Genomic DNA, 16,234 nt, shown 5'->3' on the forward strand with positions numbered 1-16,234 from the left:
CCCGACGGACCAGATCACGGACACGGACACGGACCCGACGGACCAGATCACGGACACGGACACGGACCCGACGGACCAGATCACGGACACGGACACGAGGGAGACGACGGACAGAACGAACACAACGGACCGGGGCGGCTCGCGGACACCGGCAGTGAGAACATCGCAGCCGGGCTGATTGCGGCTGGCGGGGGAACGATGCTGGCCGTGCGCCGTCGCCGCAGTGCATGACGGAGCACGACATCAGCTCGGCGGTACCACGGCGTCCCGGCCCCGGCCGAAACGCCTTCCCCATGCGCAGTCCCGGCCGCTCCCGCGAGGAGGCACCGGGCCGCCCGTCGCGTGCTCAGGAACACACTGCTGGCCGCCGCCGACCGGCCGGCCGGCGATGTGCTGTCGCCGCTGGTACGAGCCCTGCCACCGCCCACACGGACAGCCGCGTTGATGGAATTACCGAGGCCCTCTACAGCCTTGCAGAAGCACGGGCCGGAACTCGTCCGGGCCGCCCGCGTCGCGGTCGAGGTGGAGAACCCGGGCCAGGGTCCAGCGTTCGTCGTCGAAGCCGTGCGCCGACGGTCCCTTGCCGAGTTCTTCCTCCAGCACGGCGAACTGGGAATCGGTGACGGTCGGGGAGTTCGCCGGGCCCGCGGAGCGCAAAGCTTCCATGCCGCCCTCGCGCCAGGCACGACGCCAGCGCTCCACCGACCGCACACTCACCCGCAGGTCCTTGGCGATCACCGCGGTCTTCTCACCCACCGCGAACCTCTCGCCGGCCTGAAGCCGGATCCCCTCACGAAACGCCCGACGCTCAGCGCTCAGGCCCCCACCCTCCGGATAACGCATACCACCGGCAAACCGCAGAGATCATGAACCGTCACTCCCCGACGACAACCCGAAAACCTCAGTAACCAGCGTTCGTACGCCGCCGAGGGGCCGGGGTCGCGCACTGCGCCCCCAACCCCTCGCCTTGTCGCGGGTTCTTGAAGACTGGTTCTGGATCACTTTTGGTGCAGAGCCACGGAGCGTCACGGAATCCGCGATCATGAGTGGTCGTGTCTGACGAACTCCTCCAAGACCTCTGGTTCCACCACGCCGACGACGTCGCGCTCGGCACCATCACCATCCACGCCCGGCGCGTGACCCTCCACGCCACCACAACCAGGGGTTCATGCCGCATGGAGGACGCGTTTGCGCAGGAGGTCGAAGCCGGCGCGGCCGAACATCTGCCGTTTAATCATTTTGATCTTGTTGTTGTGGCCCTCGACTGCGCCGGAGCTGTAGCTCAGGCTGAGGCCGGCGACGACAGCGTCGAGGTCCTGGAGGAGGCCGGTTGCGAAGGTGTTCAGGGCCGGAACCTGGTCGGCGTGGACCCCAGCGATCCACTCCTTGAGCTGCCGGCCCCTGCGGTCGTTCATCAGCTCGGCGAAGGCCCGGACGTGCCGGGCGGTGGCGGCAAGCGCCGGGACACGGGCCAGGATCTCCTTCAGCCGCTGGGCATCGTCGGCATCGAGCCGGTCGGGATGGCGGGTGATCCAGCCGGTGACATCGCGGACTGAGGGTTTCCGGCGGGGCGGGTCCTGGTGCGGGAAGGCCAGACGGAGCCGGTGGACGTACTTGCGGACGATCTGCTCCTTGCCCGGGTAGCCACGCTGCGCGATCTCCTCAAACAGGCGGCGGGCGTTGGTGCGGCCCTGCGCGAACCGCTGGTCGATGTACGGCTTGTAGGGGTCGAGGATGCTGGCCCGGCCTGTCCAGCGTCCCACCAGCAGTTCGTCGGGGCCGGCGGCGTGTGCGTAGCGGCGGACGGTGTTGCGGGCCAGTCCCAGCTGGCGCGCGATGGTCTTCAGGCCGACGCGGTCGGCCAGGAGCGCATGGACGGCGGCGTGTTGCTCGCGGACCCGTTCAGCCAGGCGTCCTGTGGTTTTCGGCGGCGCGGCGGGCGGCGGGATGGATGCGGCCGGCGTTGGTCCGTCCGGTCCGGTTTCCGGTGCGGGCTCGGGCAGCAGGGCCCGGTGCTGGACGACGGTCTTCTCGACCGCTTCGGCGAGGTTGCGCCACAGGTGGTAGCGGTCCGCGACGTGGATTGCGTCCGGGGCCCCGAGGCGTCCAGCCTCGGCGAACGAGGCGGAGCGGTCCCTGCAGATCACCTCGACGCCGGGGTGGTCGGCCAGCCAGGCGGACACGGTCTCGATGGTCCGGTCGGGCAGCAGGTCGACCACGCGTCGGGTCTCGATGTCGACCAGGACGGTGACGTAGACATGGCCCTTGCGTAGGGCGAACTCGTCGATGCCTAGTACTCGCGGCGTGGCCGGCGCGTTCTCGGGGAAGGAGCGTATCAGCCGCAGCAGGGTCGAGCGGCTCACCGGAGCGGCCAGCCGTCCGTCAACCTGGCTCCGGCCCGGCCGGCCAGCATCAATGCCACCCGCTGCATAGCCGCCTGCAGTCCCTGGCTCCGCCGTCCGTGACGGAAGGTCAGCCCGGGTACTTGCTCGACAAACGTGGTCTTGGGGCAGGCCGGTTCGCGGCACCGGAACCGCTGGACCTGTAACTCCACCACCACTCGCCGCCCCGCAGCGGCGGCTTCATCAAGTCGACGCAGGTACCGGCTGTGAACGCTGACTGAGACGGCTCCGCACGACGGGCAAGTCGCTGACCTGCTGGTTGTGGTGGCGTGGAGGGTCACGCGCCCGGGCGTGGATGGTGATGGTGCCGAGCGCGACGTCGTCGGCGTGGTGGAACCAGAGGTCTTGGAGGAGTTCGTCAGACACGACCACTCATGATTCCGTGACGCTCCGTGGCTCTGCACCAAAAGTGATCCAGAACCAGTTTTCAGGGAGCGTTGACACGCCTGCGCGTACCTGGTAGCCGAGCATGCGCCGCGTGGCCCTCACTGGTCCTTTCCGGTGAGGATCGGCGAGGCGAACGGCAGGCAGCACGCTGTGCCGCGATCCTTCGGTGTTATTCGATGCGTGCCAGGTCGCGGGCGGCCGTCAGCAGTGACGGCAGCGGTGGTCACGTGACGAGCCGACACGCGAGGGGTGGAGTAACACGACGATGCACATCGTGCGGGTGAGCTACCGGGTCCCCCCAATGCCGGGGGGAATGGAGCGCCATGTCGAATACCTGACGCGCCATCAGGTCGGTGGCGGAAACCGGGTGACGATGTCCTTCCGGCACGGGGCGACGGTACCGGCCGGAGCCACGCGACTGCCGCTGCGAAGGATCCCCCGGTCCCGGATGCTCGGGCCGGTGTCCGACCGGCTCGCTTTCGCGGCGGAAGTCGCTGCGGCGATCAAGGAGCTCTGCGCTGCCCGACGCAACGTGGACCTGGTGCATCTCCACGGCGACCACATCGAGGCCGCCGGGCTGGGTCCCGTGTGCCGACGCCTGGGCATTCCGCTGTTCCTGACGGTGCATGCGGCACTCACCGACCGGCATCAGTGGTTCGCACGGCGCGCTTTCCGGCATGTGAAGGCCTTCATCGCCCTGGGGTCGGCGACCGCTGCCGACCTCGCGGCGCGAGGTGTGGACCGGGAACGCATCCTCACCATGTCCAGCGGCCTGGAGCTGTCCGCCATGCCGTCGCCCACCGATGCTGTGGCCCGTGAGCCCGGCCTGATCGTCAGCGTCGGCGCGCTGAACCCGATGAAGGACCACCATCTGCTCATCGAGGCGTTTCACGAATTGGCACGCAGTCGGCCGGGCATGCGTCTGGTGATCGCAGGAGCGGGCCCGGAGCGGGACCACCTCAACCGGCTCGCAGCGGCGGGCCCTGGAGTTGAACTGGTCGGTCCGCTGCACCGGCAGAAGGTCTACGACCTGGTCCGGCGAGCCGAAGTGTTCGTCCTTGCGTCACGCAGACTCTCCGGGAAGGGCGAAGGAGTGCCCACGGCGGCGTTGGAGGCGCTCGCGCTGGGCACGCCCGTCGTGGTGTCCTCGGACGCCTCGCTCGATCCGGTGGTCACCGACCGCGAGGCCTATCGGGTCTTCCCATCAGGCTCGAAGGCGGACCTGGTGCATGTTCTGAGAACCGTGCTCGACGACGAACCGGGCCGCAACCGGATGAGTGAGCTCGGGGTACGTGCGGCCGCAGAGCTGGACTGGTCCCGGGTCGCACAGCGCGTCGAGAAGTGGTACCGAGCGGCGCCGAAACAGCTGCACTCCTTCGCATGACGGGCGCTGAAAGAGAGCAAACGAATGCCGACGACAATTCATGGCATGGCCAAAATGGTCTGGGAACATCCCGCCAACCGTGGGCGGCGGGCTCAGGCCTTCGCCGCCATGGCGGGATGGCAAGCCTGGAAGAGGATGATCGGGCGGCCACTGGACTTGTCGGTATACGGCGGTATGTCGTTCCGCGCCTATCCTGACAGCACGCAGCCGGGTCGTTTCGTCTATTTCGGCGGGCTTCCGGATTACGAAGAAATGACTTTCATGAAGCGGTATCTTCGGCCTGGAGACGGGTTTATCGACGGCGGCGCCAACGAAGGAATGTTCACCTTGCTCGCCGCCCAGCTCGTGGGGCCGAGCGGAGCCGTACACGCCTTCGAGGCCGTGCCCGCGTTTGCGAAACGGCTGCAGGACAACGTCGGCGTAAATTCCCTGCGTTGTGTGACGGTCCATGAAATGGCGATCGGAGCCGAGCAGGGCACCGTGTCGTTCGTAGTGAGGGGCTCTGGTTCACGCATCCGGACCGAGGCCGACAGCGACAGCGCCGTGCAGGTGAGGCTCGGCCGGCTCGACGACACCCTGCCCGAACGCTCCTTCGCGATGGGCAAGCTCGACGTCGAAGGCACGGAACACCTGGCCCTGCGTGGTGCAGACCGACTCATCGCCCGGGGCGAGCCGGCGGTGTGGATGCTCGAACTCGTCGACAAGTTCCTCCATCGCTTCGGCTCCACGGCCCGAGAGGTCCGTCGGTGGCTCGGCGACCACGATTACGACATGGTGCTCTACGACCCGGACTGCAACCGGCTCGTCCCAGCGCCGGATCAGCTCTCCACGGGGCCCGATGTACTGGCTGTGTGCCGCCGTCGACGGCCGGAGGTGGAAGCGCGGCTCGCCGCTGCGGTCTGACGCGGAAATATAAGAACCGAATCCGGAATTCACTTCACTCCGCCCTGCCGAACATCACGGAAATTCCCGAGAATGTCTAAACCAGAAATGATACCCAGGGCAGTAAAAATGGGGTGTCTAATTCACTGGTGACGGCCCGCACCTGCCCGGCGCAGTGCGAGCTGTGGCGACGGAAGGGAATCCGTGATGAGTGCGGCTCATTGCATCGAACGCGCTGTTGTGACCGGGGCGGCGGGCTTCATCGGCTCCCATGTTGTAGAGGCCCTGCTGCAACGCGGGGCCACCGTTCTCGGCGTCGACCGGCGCTCGCCCCGCGACAACGCCTTGGCGGCGGAGAACCTCAAGGGCGTAACGGGACACCCGGGTTTCCGCCTGGTCCAGGGCGACCTCGTGACAGACGAGCTCAAGCCCTGGGTCCACGCCGCGGACGCCGTGTTTCACCTCGCGGCCATTCCGGGCGTCCGGCCGTCGTGGGGGGACGGCTTCGGCGAGTACCTCGCGTGCAATGTACTGGCGACGCAGCGGTTGATGGACGCATGCCAGTCCTCGGGTGTCCGCCGCCTCGTCCTCGCCTCGTCCTCCAGCGTCTACGGGGACGCCGTCGGCAGGGGCCCCCTGCGCGAGGAGGACGCCACCGCTCCTCTGTCACCGTACGGGGTGACCAAGCTCGCGGCCGAACGTCTTGCTCTCGCCTACGCACTCGCCCCAGCAAGCCCCACGAGCGTGGTCGCGCTGCGCTATTTCACTGTGTACGGCCCCCGGCAGCGGCCGGACATGGCTATCGGCCGGATGTTGCGCGGAATCCTCACGGGAGAGCCGCTGCAGCTTTATGGGGACGGCCGCCAGCGCCGGGACTTCACCTTCGTCACGGACGCCGCGGCAGCCACTGTCGCTGCAGCGACCGCAGATGCGACCGCCGAGGCGGTCAACGTGGGCGGAGGGGACAGCGTTTCGGTGCTCGATGTGCTGAGGAGGATCGCCGACATCACCGGGGCGGAGGTTCCGGTGCGCGACGACATCCACCAGCCAGGCGATGTGCAGGTGACCGAAGCGAATCTCACGAAGGCGCGTGAGCTGCTCGGGTACGTCCCCTCGATCACGTTGACCGAGGGGATCGAGCGCCAGTGGAAATGGCTGTCCACCCGTTCCCGCGGCCCTCTCCACGACGCTGCCGCCGTGACGGCGTGACACGGAGAGCGGTGGGCGGCATGCGCGTCTTCCTTGATGTCGGCGGACACTACGGCGAGTCCCTCGATGTCGCCCTCGACCCCCGCTGGGGCTTCGAGAAGATCTACTCGTTCGAGCCGGCGGAACCCTGCCAGCGCATTCTCCGGGGGTTCCGCGACTCCCGGGTGCACATCGTGCCGGCCGGCCTGTCCAGCAGGACAGGGCAGGCGACCCTGTTCGGGGCGGGTCTGCTCGGAGCGAGTGTGTATGCCGACAAGGGCGAGTTGGGCGACGGGCACGTCCGGGGAGAGACCATCGCCCTGCTGCGCGCCACGGACTGGCTGCGGGCGAACACGTCGGCCGACGACGAGATCTACCTCAAGCTCAACTGCGAAGGCAGTGAGTGCGACGTACTCGAGGACCTCCTGGACAGCGGCGTGATCAGCCGGCTGCGGAGCATCTACGTCGACTTCGACGTCCGCAAGATCCCCAGCCAGGCCCATCGGCACGCGATCGTGGAGGAGAGACTGCGACACCATAGCCAGAGGTTCGTCACGCCCGATTCCCTGAAGAGTCACGGAGGCGGCGCCGCGGTGCGGGAGTGGCTCGTCCTGGTGGGCCCGCATTCGCCCGCCGCGGCGAGCACGGTGCGCTACCGTCTCGGACTCCACCGCCCGCCCTACGTCTGGGCCACGCACGCCGCGCGGGCCGCGCTGCCGCGACCCGTCTACGCGCTCGCAGCGCGCCGCTTCGGCGCCCAGGCCCGGCAACGGGCCGGGGCCGACCGCGGCTGATCCGGCCGGGTGCGCCGCCGCTCATGTGGCCGGCGGCGCACCCTCACAGCAGCGCGTGGAGCATCGCGGCCACGCGCTCGGGGGAGAATTCACTCTGCGCCCGGTGCCGCAACCGCAGCCCCAGCTCGCACCGGTCGGCACGGGGAACAGCCGCCAGAGACCGAAGGTGCCCCGTCAGCGCGTCGAGGTCACCGACCGGCGCCACATAGGGGTAGTCGGCACCCACCACGTCCACTGAACCGCCTGCATCGGTCGTTACCACCGGTGTGCCCGAGGCCATCGCCTCCAGCAGCACCCGCGGGAAGCCCTCCTCGTAGCTCGGCATGACGACGACGTCCGCCGCCGCGTACAGCCGAGGCAGGTCGCGATTGGGAACGGAGCCCAGCAGCTGCATGCGTCCGCTCCTCGCAGGGTCGGCCGCCTCGCGTTCCAGGCGGGGCCGATCCGGGCCGTCCCCGGCGACCACGAGCCGGACCCGGAGGCCGCCGTCGCGGACCTGCGGGTCCGTGGCGACCGCATCCAGCAGGGGTGCGAGGAGGGTGACTCCCTTGCGATACGACAGCCGGTGCACGAAGAGCATGACCAACTCGTGCTCACCCCAGCCGAGTTCGGTCCGCGCTTCGTCGCGTGCGGCCTCGTCCAGCGGGGCGAAGCGCCCGGCGTCGACGTCGTTGTAGAGCAGCCGCATCCGTTGGCTCGGCACGCCCCACAGCCCGGCCATCAGCGGCACCATGGTCTCCGGGCCGGTCACCAGGCAGTGCACGAGCCGCGCCGTAAGCAGGTTGACGAACTCATGGGCCCTGAGCCGAAAGGTCCTGGGTTGCTCCGGACTCCGTACGTCGGGCAGACCGCTGCGCCAGAGCAGGATGCGGTGGCGGTACAGCGGGTAGGTCAGGATCAGGACGATCACGAAGAGGGTGGAGTAGCGCAGGAAGTAGGTCCGGTAGCCGGCGCGGGACAGGCGGTGGACCGTGAGCGCGGTGCCGAGCATCCGGCCGATCCGGTTCCGGCCGGGTACGCGCCTCAGGAGACGGACCCCGGCGAGTTGTGCCGGAGGATTGCCGCGCTCCACAGCGGCCGCAACGTCGACACGCTGTCCCAGAGCCGCCAACAACGCCGGGATGTGCGCGAAGTGTTCGGACTCGTCTTCAGACAGGTGGGGCACCACATAGACGAGCCGCGGGCGCGAACCGGGCTGGGCGGAGTCCGGTTCGCTGTGTGTCCTGCCCGGCACCACGTCGGCCATTTAGCCCACCTTCTGCGGGAGTCGTTCAGCGCGCCGCTGCGGAACGCCCGGCAACCGCACCGCGCCCGTGATCTTTCTGGAGTCGAACAGGAAGACCGGGCGTTGACGGCGGCGCCCGCAGAAGTCCAGGAAGGCCCTGCTGCAGTTGACGTCGTCGCTGGCGAAGACGCCGCTCTGGGTCATCCTGGGCCAGGCCTGCCCGTACTCGAACATCTGCGGAAGATAAAGATGGTCGCTGTCGTGGAAGAACAAATCGATGGACCCCACGCGCTCCAGCGCCCGGCTGAAGCCTGCCGCGGGGTCCTTCGGGTCGAGGATCTCCAGCTGCCACTGCGGGTGTTCACCGACCAGCCGACCTGCGGTGTGGTTGACGTCGAAGCTGTGCAGCACCCCTGAGCCATTGCGCTCGAGTGCGGCGAGGATCAGCCATGAGGATCGGCCGTCGGCCACACCGGTCTCCACCACTGACTGAGGCTTGAGCAGCCGGCTCAGTCCGTACAGCACCGCGCTGGTCTCCGCTTCCACGCCGTGAGTCCGGGGGTAGCAGAGCGCCGTGTCGGCGTAGCGGGCGGCCAGTTCTTCGGTGGCCTCCCGGTACTCGCCCATGACACGCTCGATCTCTGTCGCTTCCCAGCCCAGTTCCCGCAGAAATCCCGGCGCCGACGTGGTCAACTTCCCTCCGGAGCGGGTGAAGTCCATGACGCTCGGCGCCGTGTACCTCCGGATGCCGGTTCCGAAGGTACGCATGGCGACGTACCCGCCCAGCACTGACGCCACAGGCCTCACTCCAGAGTGCCTGACCCAACGTCGAACGGTCGATACCCGGCTCACGGCGCCCTCCTCAGTATTACCTGGTGTCTGCGCCACATAACGTATCGGGTGATACCGGGTTTATCCCCAACAACACGGGGCGTTGGAGAGTCAGTCGGCGCTGACGTCCCGGAAAAGTGCGGCCAGCATGCCGATGTTGGTGTCGAAGCCATGGGTCGCCGGGACGCGGTTGCGTACCAAGGCCAGTTGAGTTGCGCCGCGAGCAGCAGGTCGAAGCCTCCGAGGGGAGTGAGCCGACGCGCGTCAGACGCTGGGGACGCGTTCCCCGGCGTCGTCCGGTCACGCTTCAGCGGCTCTTCCCAGACCGGAAGAAGCTGCGGCGGGATCCAGACGGAACGAAGGCCGCGCTCCTTCAGCGCGCCGCGTTCCGGCACGAATTGCCCCTTCTCAGCATGTCTGAACCGGATATATCGCATCGCGAGTTAAGAATGGAGCTGATGCTCCGGCCGCGCCCCGACCGGTGGCGCATGAGAGCAGGAGCAGCGACGGACATACGTATCTTCAGCGCCGTACCTGGGCGGCCTCCGTTGCCCGAATGGCACTGCCGGTGTCCGTCTACGAGCAGGCCGCACGACGTGTCGGCGTCCAAGCGCGCCCGGACACACAGTGCCTGAGACCACCGAAAGAAGCAGCAGGCCGTGGCGATTCATAAGGGGCTGGTGCCGTGAGGTGGCTACGGGCATGCGCCAACGTTCCCCCTCGGCTGCGCGGCGCGCGCATCGGAACCGGGTCGTACATCTCTCCGCGCGCAGTGATCCAGGAGCATGCCCGCATCGACATCGGGCAGCGGACCCTGGTAGGCCGCCACGTGGAGCTGGTCCCGCAGGGCGGTTCCATCACGATCGGCAGCGATTGCTCACTGAACAACCACGTCGTCCTCTACGGCGCCGGCGGGATCACCGTGCAGGACGGGTGCCGCATCGCGACCGGCGTCGTCATCGTCGCCTTCAACCACGGGGTCGACGACCTCTCCCTCCCCATCCGCTGCCAGCCGATCACGGCCCGAGGCGTCGTCGTCGGGAACGACGTGTGGGTCGGGGCACACTCGATCCTGCTGGACGGGGTGACCGTCGGGTCGGGCAGCGTGATCGGAGCGGGGTCGGTCGTCACACGCGACGTCCCCGAGTACGCCATGGTTGCCGGCAACCCCGCGCGCGTGCTGCGTCGCCGCGGCGCCTCGCAGCGGACGGCGATCACTACGCCGGAGCCCGGGCCGTGACACGGCGATAGAGGAGGCCGAGCTCCTCGATGTTGGCGGAGAAGGCGTGGACCGCAAGGACTTTTCGGCGTACGGCGGCCAGGTCCTCGGGCCGGGGCGGGGACGCCGCCACCTGGCGCAGACCCTCGGCGAGTGCCTCGGCGCCGGGCGGAACCAGCATGACGCCGGGCCAACCGGATACGGCAGCCGGAATGCCCCCGACACGGGTCGCCACGACGGGGACGGCCGCGGACGCCGCTTCCAGCAGTGTTCTCGGCAGTCCTTCGTCCCTCGACGAGATGACGAAGAGGTCGGCACGCGCGTACTCCTCGCGCACGTCGTCGATGCCGCGCGCTCCGAGGAACGTGACCCTGTCGGCCAGGCCGAGCCGTTCGGCAAGGGCCACGAGCCTCGCCTTCTCGGGGCCGTCACCGACGAGGCGCAGCCGGGCCGTCGGAACCGTCTCGAGCAGCGTGGCCAGCGCCGTCAGGAGGATGTCGTATCCCTTGGACGGCACGAGCCGGCCAACCGCGAGGAGGGACAGACCGGGTCCGGCCAGCGGCGGGACGGTGCGGACCGGCGGATCCTCCCAGACAGGCTGGAGCCGCGGCGGCACAAGAGCGGACGGGATGCCGAGCCGCGACAACGCGTCGGCCATCGACTGGGCCACCACTCTGCGCTCGGTGGCTCGTCGAGCGAACGCGACGACGGACCGTTCGAGGACGGCCTTCCGCCATCGGCCGAGTGAGGCGACCGGCAGGCCGAGATAGTCGCCGTGGACGTCCATGAGCCAGGGACGCCTGATGACCAGCGACACGGTCCAGGCCGCCAGCCAGCCCCACGGCTCTGCCCCGTTGAGGACGACGGTCTCGCCCCTGCGGGCTGCCGCACGCGCGAGGCGCACCCCGAGACGGACCGATCCGGCCGCCCAGAGCAGGGACTGCGGCCCCGGGCGGCGCGGGCGCCGTACCACGTGCATCGAGCCGCGGTCGCACTCCAGGTGCGGGCCCGCCCAGATGCACCAGGCGTGACCGAGCCGGTCGGCCAGCGCGTTCCACGATCGGAAGTCGGCGGAGTCCTCGACGCCGCGCTGCCGGTGGCCCGAGATGGTCACGACGGTGATGCGCTGCCGTTCCATGAGGGCGGTGGAGTGGGTGGTCATCACACGTCCTGGAGCCGGTAGCGGGTCAGCAGGGGCGCCAGCTCGGCCGGGGGGACCCGAGACCAGGCGTCGACGGCCGACAGACGCGGTACGAAGGGATCGCAGCCCTGGGCGTACGTCGGGTGGTCGAAGTCGAAGAAGCGCACGGTGATCCCGTCCTCGGCGAAGGCGTCAAGGTCTAGGTAGTCGCGCCCCGAGGGCCCGGCGAGGTACTCGTCGGCGCCTACCGCCCGGCACAGATTGAGGATCAGTTCGGACTTGGTCCCGGTGGCGTCGAGCTCGGAAGAACGAGCCGTCGGCACCTTGACGTCGAACTGTGACAGCATCCAGTCCGCGAGGTCGAGGTTGAGGTCGGCCAGGGAGCCGCCGGGCGGTGCCGCATCGATCACCGACAGCAGGTCGTCGATACGGTCCACGCCCCGGGTCCCGGACACCGCCTGGATCAGGCGTCCACGGTAGCGCCGCCGCCAGGATGGCATCTCGCAGATCCGCACATCGCAGATCCGCGTGCCGAACGGGGCGGTCACCGGAACGGTCAACCAGGTGGGCCGGCCGTCCAGCAGGACCCGGTTGCGGTTCTGGAAGTAGTTCTTCCGGTACGGCACGGCGTCGAGAACGATCCACAGGTCCGACGCGGCGACCTTGGCCAGGAGGCCGAGCCACGGCAGGTGCTCGGGCTGATGGATGGTGACCCTCATGCAAGCACGCCTTCCAGACGGGACACCTCGAACGCCTCGCCGTACCGGGCACGCATCTCGTAGCCGCGGTATCGGGAGCGGGCCTCGACGCCTTCGATCCACTGCTCCCCGTACTTGGTGTATTCGGACTTGTGCTGACGCAGGGCCTGCAGCTTCTTCTCGATGGTGTCGTCGATGTTGATGTAGAGCTGCGGGCGGAAACCGACGTAGCTGCGCCCCGACGGGGTGATGGGCTCGTACATGACGACGGAGTTGTAGTAACGGCTCGCCGCGATGGTGGCAAGCGCGGTGTTGGCATGAGACCGATGGGTGTCGAACGGCCAGTGTGTGAAGACCATCGTCGGGCGGAAGTCGTCGACGACCTTGTTGATCGACTCCACGACGGTCGAGTGGTTCTCCACGTCCTTGGCGGGGAACGACAGAACGTCGATCTCCTTAACACCGAGAGTGGCGGCGGCTTCCCGGCCCTCTGTGACCGCCACGTCGGCGTCGCGGAAGTGGCTCCCGTCGTAGCTGGTGTAGTCCGATGGGCTCATCACCAGGAAACGCACCCGTGCTCCTGCCTCCACGAGACGAGCGGCGGTCCCTCCGGCCGCCAGCTCGATGTCGTCGAGGTGAGCCCCCACGAACAGGCTGCGCTCGAACATCGGGTTGCTGCAGAACATCACATCGTCCTCTCGGTAAACAGTCACCGATGGAGTGGAGTGCCGGCCGCCAGGGACAACTTGCCTTCCGGCGTAGTGCCGGTGACGCGGAAGCCCGCACGTGCGTACAGGTCAAGTGCCGGCTGGTTGCGGGGGTCGCAGATGAGAGTGACGATGCCGGGCGTTCGCGCCAGGAGGAGGGCGAGCAGCCGAGAAGCGATACCGGTGCCCTGGTGACGAGGGTCGGTGGCCACGCGGTGAATGTGCGCGCCCTCGGGACGCCGGGAGGCGATCACGAATCCGACCGGCTTCCCGCGCACGGTCGCGACGAGGCTCAGCTCGCGCTTTCCGGGAAGGTGCCGGATGAAGTTCTCGGCCTGCCACGGACCGGTGTCGTAGTGGCTGCTTGCCCGGTGCACGCGCTGCTCCAACTTGACGAGCGGGTCGAGCAGTTCGTCGACGACATCGCCCAGGCGATGCAGGTTTCGGGCGGGCTGCCGGATGGCTGTCGTCCCCTTCGTACTGTGCATCCAAGTCCCTTGAGGTCGCGGCTTTCGCATGAGCGTCGCAGGGCGGAGGCCGCAGGAGGCGTCGGCGAGCCGATCCGGGCACATCAGTACCTCCGACGGCGTATTGGGGACGCGGGCTCCCGCGTGCCGCATACACAGTGCCGCGTCGGCGCGGCCACACTCGGCCCGGTGACATTGCCAAGGACGCGAATGAAGCTGCTGCTCGTGGCCAGCGCCGCCGCCGCAACTTCCGTGCCAGTGATCAGCGCGGACCTCGGGGGGCCTCCAGGGGCTGCGCCAGACGGCGCCTCTCTGGCGGACGTCATGGGCTCGGCATGGCCGGCGGCGGCGACGTTGGTGGCCCTGGCCACGCTCGGGATGCTCCTGCCGCCCGAGCTCCTGCTGACCGGTGCCGTCGTGCTGGGCCATGGGTTCGGAATCGCCGCTTTGCAAGTCCCGGTGGCGGGGCCGCTGCTCATCAGCGACGTGCTGTTGCTTGTTTACCTGCTGCGCGTTGTCGCAGAGCGTGGTACGTCAGCGGAACGCAATGGCTCGGTCAACCTGTGGCTCGCAATGTTCCTGGGCTGGTCGTTCCTGGCCACTCTCTACGCAGGCTTGACCGTCACACCCTTGCTCCGGATCGCCGCCTACTGTGCGGTGTTCGTTCTCCTGTCGTGCCGGTGGGTGGATCGGAGACTCGTCTATTACGGTGTACTGTGCTACGCCCTCGTCAACCTTGTTGGCGGCGTACTGCTGGGGCAACCGCGGCTCTTCGGAGTGGACATCGGCGACCCCTCTCAGACCGGCGCACTTCTGCTGGCCGCACTGTGCCCACTGCTCACATCCGAACTGCGGTTCAAGGGCAGGTGGTTCGTCGGCGCGGTGCTTTTTTGCGGGATCTTCCTGACGCAGACGCGCGGCGTGTGGTTCGCCACGGTCGTCGTGCTGGTCGTGTGGGCGCAGAAGAAGCTTTCAGCAGTCAGGATCGCCGCCATTCTCGCGGGTCTCGGGCTGGCAGGGCTGCAGATGGTCGGCTTGGTCACCCAGTGGTTGGGCCTCAACAGCTTCAGCGAGGTTCTCCGTACGCAGAGCGTCGTCAACGGAATCCGCTCCGGCCTGGAGAATCCCGTCTTCGGGAGCGGATGGGGACACGTGTCGTCCATGGACCATTTCCAGGTAGCCGGCTGGAACCCAATCCGCCATGTCATGCCGTACAACCTGTTCGTCAATGTGTTTGCCTCGGTAGGTCTGCCCGCACTGCTGGCGCTCGCGTTGTTCCTGGGAGCGCTGCTCCGGCGCCTGGCATGCCGACGTGACGCACCTTTGCTGTTCACGGTCGCCGTATTCGCCATGTCCTTGACGGAAATGACCGTGTACGCGGGGTCGACGCTGACACTGATCTTCTTCGTCTATGCGGGCATGGGGCTCGGCCCGGCAGTGCTGGCGGATAGGGGCATCGTCAGGATGCGAAACCCAACCGCTGGGCACCGGCTGACCGCACTCAGGACCGACAGACCGGGAGAGCTCCGTACGGAGGCCGGTGTCAGGCGCAAAGCATCGGCCACGATGTGACGGACGTGTAGGCCATAGGTGTCTCCCTCGCCAGGCAGGCGGCGCGTCGTCGTCGTCGCTTCCTCCTGTCGGGTCACCATCAGTGCGCGTCGCGAGCACGTATCAGTGCCCGACTCAGCGATCGGCCAGGAACGCGGTGAGGCTGAATGGTGATTGCCCGAGGTCACACCCACGATGGCGCTCCCTCCCGGATCCGGGTGATGAGGGTCATCGCCCGGATGAACGTGGGCGGTCCGGCCCTCCAGGTCTCCACACTCATGGAGGGGCTCGACAGCGAGCTTTTCGACCACCGGCTCTTCGCGGGCTTCGTGGGCCCGGACGAGGCCGATTACGTGGAGCAGCGGGCCCCGCATGTGCAGGTCTGCCCGGTGCCAACCCTGGGCCGGGCCGTACGGCCCACCGATGATCTGCGTGCCCTGTCGGCACTGACCGCCGCCATGCGCCGGTTCCGGCCGCACATCGTGCACACGCACACCGCCAAGGCGGGAGCACTCGGACGTATGGCGGCCGTGCTCGCGCGGGTGCCGGTACGCGTGCACACCTTCCACGGCCACCTCCTGCAGGGCTACTTCTCACCCGCGAAGACCCGCCTGGTGGTGCAGGCCGAGCGCAGCCTTGCGACCGCCACCGACCGGCTGGTGGCGGTGGGGCGCAGCGTCCGCGACGACCTCCTGGCCGCCGGCATCGGCCGACCCGGGCAGTACGCCGTGGTGCCGCCTGGCACCACGCCGGCCGCTGCTCCGGGCCGCTCGGAGGCGCGCAAACAGCTCGGCCTCCCGGAGGACAGCCTCGTCGTGGCCTATGTCGGGCGGGTGACCAGGATCAAACGGCCCGACCGGTTCCTGTCAGTGGCCCGAGAGGTGCGTCACGCGTTTCCGGCCGCTCGATTCCTGGTGTGCGGGGACGGAGACCTGCACGGCGATCTGGAAGAGGCCGGCGACCTGCGCGACTCGCTCCACCTGCTGGGCTGGCGCGCCGACGTGGAGACCGTCTACGCCGCCTCGGACATGGTGCTGCTCACATCGGACAACGAGGGTATGCCGGTCAGTCTCATTGAGGCGGGGCTGGCGGGGGTGCCGGCCGTGGCAACGAACGTGGGCAGCGTGGCAGAGGTGGTCCAGGACGGGCGGACCGGGCTTCTGGCCCGGCCCGACGCCCACGAGCTCACCCGCCACACCGTCAGGCTTCTTGGCGACGACTCGCTCCGCCGCCGAATGGGCGAGGAGGCCCGCGTCTGGACAGCGCGGCAGTTCGGGGCCGAGCGCCTGGTGCAGGACACCCACGACCTTTATGCCTCCATCGCCGTGGAGCACGGCTGGTGGCCGGACCCCCACTGA

15 protein-coding genes and 1 pseudogene are annotated in these 16,234 nt (G+C 68.3%); 7 read left to right on the top strand and 9 right to left on the bottom strand.

Going from position 1 to position 16,234, the window contains the following annotated elements:
- Positions 1–528: 528 nt before the first annotated feature.
- From AB0F82_RS35735 to AB0F82_RS35745, 3 genes and pseudogenes are all read right to left on the bottom strand, one after another.
- A pseudogene (locus AB0F82_RS35735) lies at positions 529–843 on the bottom strand (helix-turn-helix domain-containing protein); the annotation flags it as partial.
- A 323-nt stretch (positions 844–1,166) separates the two neighbouring features.
- Positions 1,167–2,363, bottom strand: coding sequence for a transposase (locus AB0F82_RS35740; RefSeq protein WP_362635299.1), 1,197 nt, complete (start codon positions 2,361–2,363; stop codon positions 1,167–1,169).
- Complete coding sequence (locus AB0F82_RS35745) at positions 2,360–2,806, bottom strand: transposase family protein (RefSeq protein ID WP_362635370.1); 447 nt, start codon at positions 2,804–2,806, stop codon at positions 2,360–2,362. Before AB0F82_RS35745 ends, AB0F82_RS35740 begins: the two co-directional genes overlap by 4 nt.
- A gap of 296 nt (positions 2,807–3,102) precedes the next feature.
- Between AB0F82_RS35745 and AB0F82_RS35750 the strand changes: the two genes are divergently transcribed.
- From AB0F82_RS35750 to AB0F82_RS35765, 4 genes are all read left to right on the top strand, one after another.
- Positions 3,103–4,173 carry a glycosyltransferase family 4 protein gene (locus tag AB0F82_RS35750; RefSeq protein WP_362635302.1) on the top strand — a complete coding sequence of 357 codons (1,071 nt, stop codon included), beginning with the start codon at positions 3,103–3,105 and terminating at the stop codon, positions 4,171–4,173.
- 45 nt (positions 4,174–4,218) lie between these two features.
- Entirely contained in the window at positions 4,219–5,076 is an 858-nt protein-coding gene (locus AB0F82_RS35755) for an FkbM family methyltransferase (RefSeq protein ID WP_362635304.1), read from the top strand.
- 186 nt (positions 5,077–5,262) lie between these two features.
- Entirely contained in the window at positions 5,263–6,264 is a 1,002-nt protein-coding gene (locus tag AB0F82_RS35760; RefSeq protein ID WP_362635307.1) for an NAD-dependent epimerase/dehydratase family protein, read from the top strand.
- A gap of 20 nt (positions 6,265–6,284) precedes the next feature.
- On the top strand, positions 6,285–7,037 hold the full coding sequence (locus tag AB0F82_RS35765) for an FkbM family methyltransferase (protein WP_362635310.1): 753 nt from the start codon (positions 6,285–6,287) through the stop codon (positions 7,035–7,037).
- Between the two features lie 43 nt (positions 7,038–7,080).
- Here AB0F82_RS35765 and AB0F82_RS35770 read toward each other — a convergent pair whose 3' ends face one another.
- A complete protein-coding gene (locus tag AB0F82_RS35770; protein WP_362635313.1) occupies positions 7,081–8,283 on the bottom strand; it encodes a glycosyltransferase family 4 protein in 1,203 nt (400 codons plus the stop codon).
- Positions 8,284–8,982, bottom strand: coding sequence for a class I SAM-dependent methyltransferase (locus AB0F82_RS35775; protein ID WP_362635316.1), 699 nt, complete (start codon positions 8,980–8,982; stop codon positions 8,284–8,286). It abuts the gene before it with no gap.
- 883 nt (positions 8,983–9,865) lie between these two features.
- Between AB0F82_RS35775 and AB0F82_RS35780 the strand changes: the two genes are divergently transcribed.
- On the top strand, positions 9,866–10,333 hold the full coding sequence (locus AB0F82_RS35780; protein WP_362635318.1) for an acyltransferase: 468 nt from the start codon (positions 9,866–9,868) through the stop codon (positions 10,331–10,333).
- Here AB0F82_RS35780 and AB0F82_RS35785 read toward each other — a convergent pair.
- Genes AB0F82_RS35785 through AB0F82_RS35800 form a run of 4 tightly spaced genes read right to left on the bottom strand, consistent with a single transcriptional unit; the run spans position 10,311 to position 13,346 of the window.
- A complete protein-coding gene (locus AB0F82_RS35785; RefSeq protein ID WP_362635321.1) occupies positions 10,311–11,474 on the bottom strand; it encodes a glycosyltransferase in 1,164 nt (387 codons plus the stop codon). The two genes, AB0F82_RS35780 and AB0F82_RS35785, sit on opposite strands and share 23 nt — an antisense overlap.
- The gene (locus AB0F82_RS35790; protein WP_362635323.1) at positions 11,474–12,172 is read right to left on the bottom strand and encodes a WbqC family protein; all 699 of its coding nucleotides are present in this window, start codon (positions 12,170–12,172) and stop codon (positions 11,474–11,476) included. Before AB0F82_RS35790 ends, AB0F82_RS35785 begins: the two co-directional genes overlap by 1 nt.
- On the bottom strand, positions 12,169–12,864 hold the full coding sequence (locus tag AB0F82_RS35795; RefSeq protein WP_362635326.1) for a PIG-L deacetylase family protein: 696 nt from the start codon (positions 12,862–12,864) through the stop codon (positions 12,169–12,171). The genes AB0F82_RS35790 and AB0F82_RS35795 overlap by 4 nt, the downstream gene beginning before the upstream one ends.
- On the bottom strand, positions 12,861–13,346 hold the full coding sequence (locus AB0F82_RS35800) for a GNAT family N-acetyltransferase (RefSeq protein ID WP_362635328.1): 486 nt from the start codon (positions 13,344–13,346) through the stop codon (positions 12,861–12,863). The genes AB0F82_RS35795 and AB0F82_RS35800 overlap by 4 nt, the downstream gene beginning before the upstream one ends.
- A 189-nt stretch (positions 13,347–13,535) precedes the next feature.
- Between AB0F82_RS35800 and AB0F82_RS35805 the strand changes: the two genes are divergently transcribed.
- Complete coding sequence (locus AB0F82_RS35805; RefSeq protein WP_362635331.1) at positions 13,536–14,897, top strand: O-antigen ligase family protein; 1,362 nt, start codon at positions 13,536–13,538, stop codon at positions 14,895–14,897.
- 200 nt (positions 14,898–15,097) lie between these two features.
- Positions 15,098–16,234, top strand: coding sequence for a glycosyltransferase (locus AB0F82_RS35810; RefSeq protein WP_362635333.1), 1,137 nt, complete (start codon positions 15,098–15,100; stop codon positions 16,232–16,234).

Origin of the sequence: Streptomyces virginiae, assembly GCF_040638905.1 — a bacterium.
Classification (GTDB): domain Bacteria; phylum Actinomycetota; class Actinomycetes; order Streptomycetales; family Streptomycetaceae; genus Streptomyces; species Streptomyces virginiae_B.

Excerpts from the sequence above, each read along its gene's own strand:
- AB0F82_RS35810 (WP_362635333.1), top strand. The coding sequence starts at position 15,098 with ATGAGGGTCATCGCCCGGATGAACGTGGGCGGTCCGGCCCTCCAGGTC.
- AB0F82_RS35770 (WP_362635313.1), bottom strand. The coding sequence starts at position 8,283 with ATGGCCGACGTGGTGCCGGGCAGGACACACAGCGAACCGGACTCCGCC.
- AB0F82_RS35790 (WP_362635323.1), bottom strand. The coding sequence starts at position 12,172 with ATGAGGGTCACCATCCATCAGCCCGAGCACCTGCCGTGGCTCGGCCTC.
- AB0F82_RS35750 (WP_362635302.1), top strand. The coding sequence starts at position 3,103 with ATGGAGCGCCATGTCGAATACCTGACGCGCCATCAGGTCGGTGGCGGA.
- AB0F82_RS35775 (WP_362635316.1), bottom strand. The coding sequence starts at position 8,982 with ATGGACTTCACCCGCTCCGGAGGGAAGTTGACCACGTCGGCGCCGGGA.
- AB0F82_RS35800 (WP_362635328.1), bottom strand. The coding sequence starts at position 13,346 with ATGCACAGTACGAAGGGGACGACAGCCATCCGGCAGCCCGCCCGAAAC.
- AB0F82_RS35765 (WP_362635310.1), top strand. The coding sequence starts at position 6,285 with ATGCGCGTCTTCCTTGATGTCGGCGGACACTACGGCGAGTCCCTCGAT.
- AB0F82_RS35805 (WP_362635331.1), top strand. The coding sequence starts at position 13,536 with ATGAAGCTGCTGCTCGTGGCCAGCGCCGCCGCCGCAACTTCCGTGCCA.
- AB0F82_RS35755 (WP_362635304.1), top strand. The coding sequence starts at position 4,219 with ATGGCCAAAATGGTCTGGGAACATCCCGCCAACCGTGGGCGGCGGGCT.
- AB0F82_RS35785 (WP_362635321.1), bottom strand. The coding sequence starts at position 11,474 with ATGACCACCCACTCCACCGCCCTCATGGAACGGCAGCGCATCACCGTC.
- AB0F82_RS35760 (WP_362635307.1), top strand. The coding sequence starts at position 5,263 with ATGAGTGCGGCTCATTGCATCGAACGCGCTGTTGTGACCGGGGCGGCG.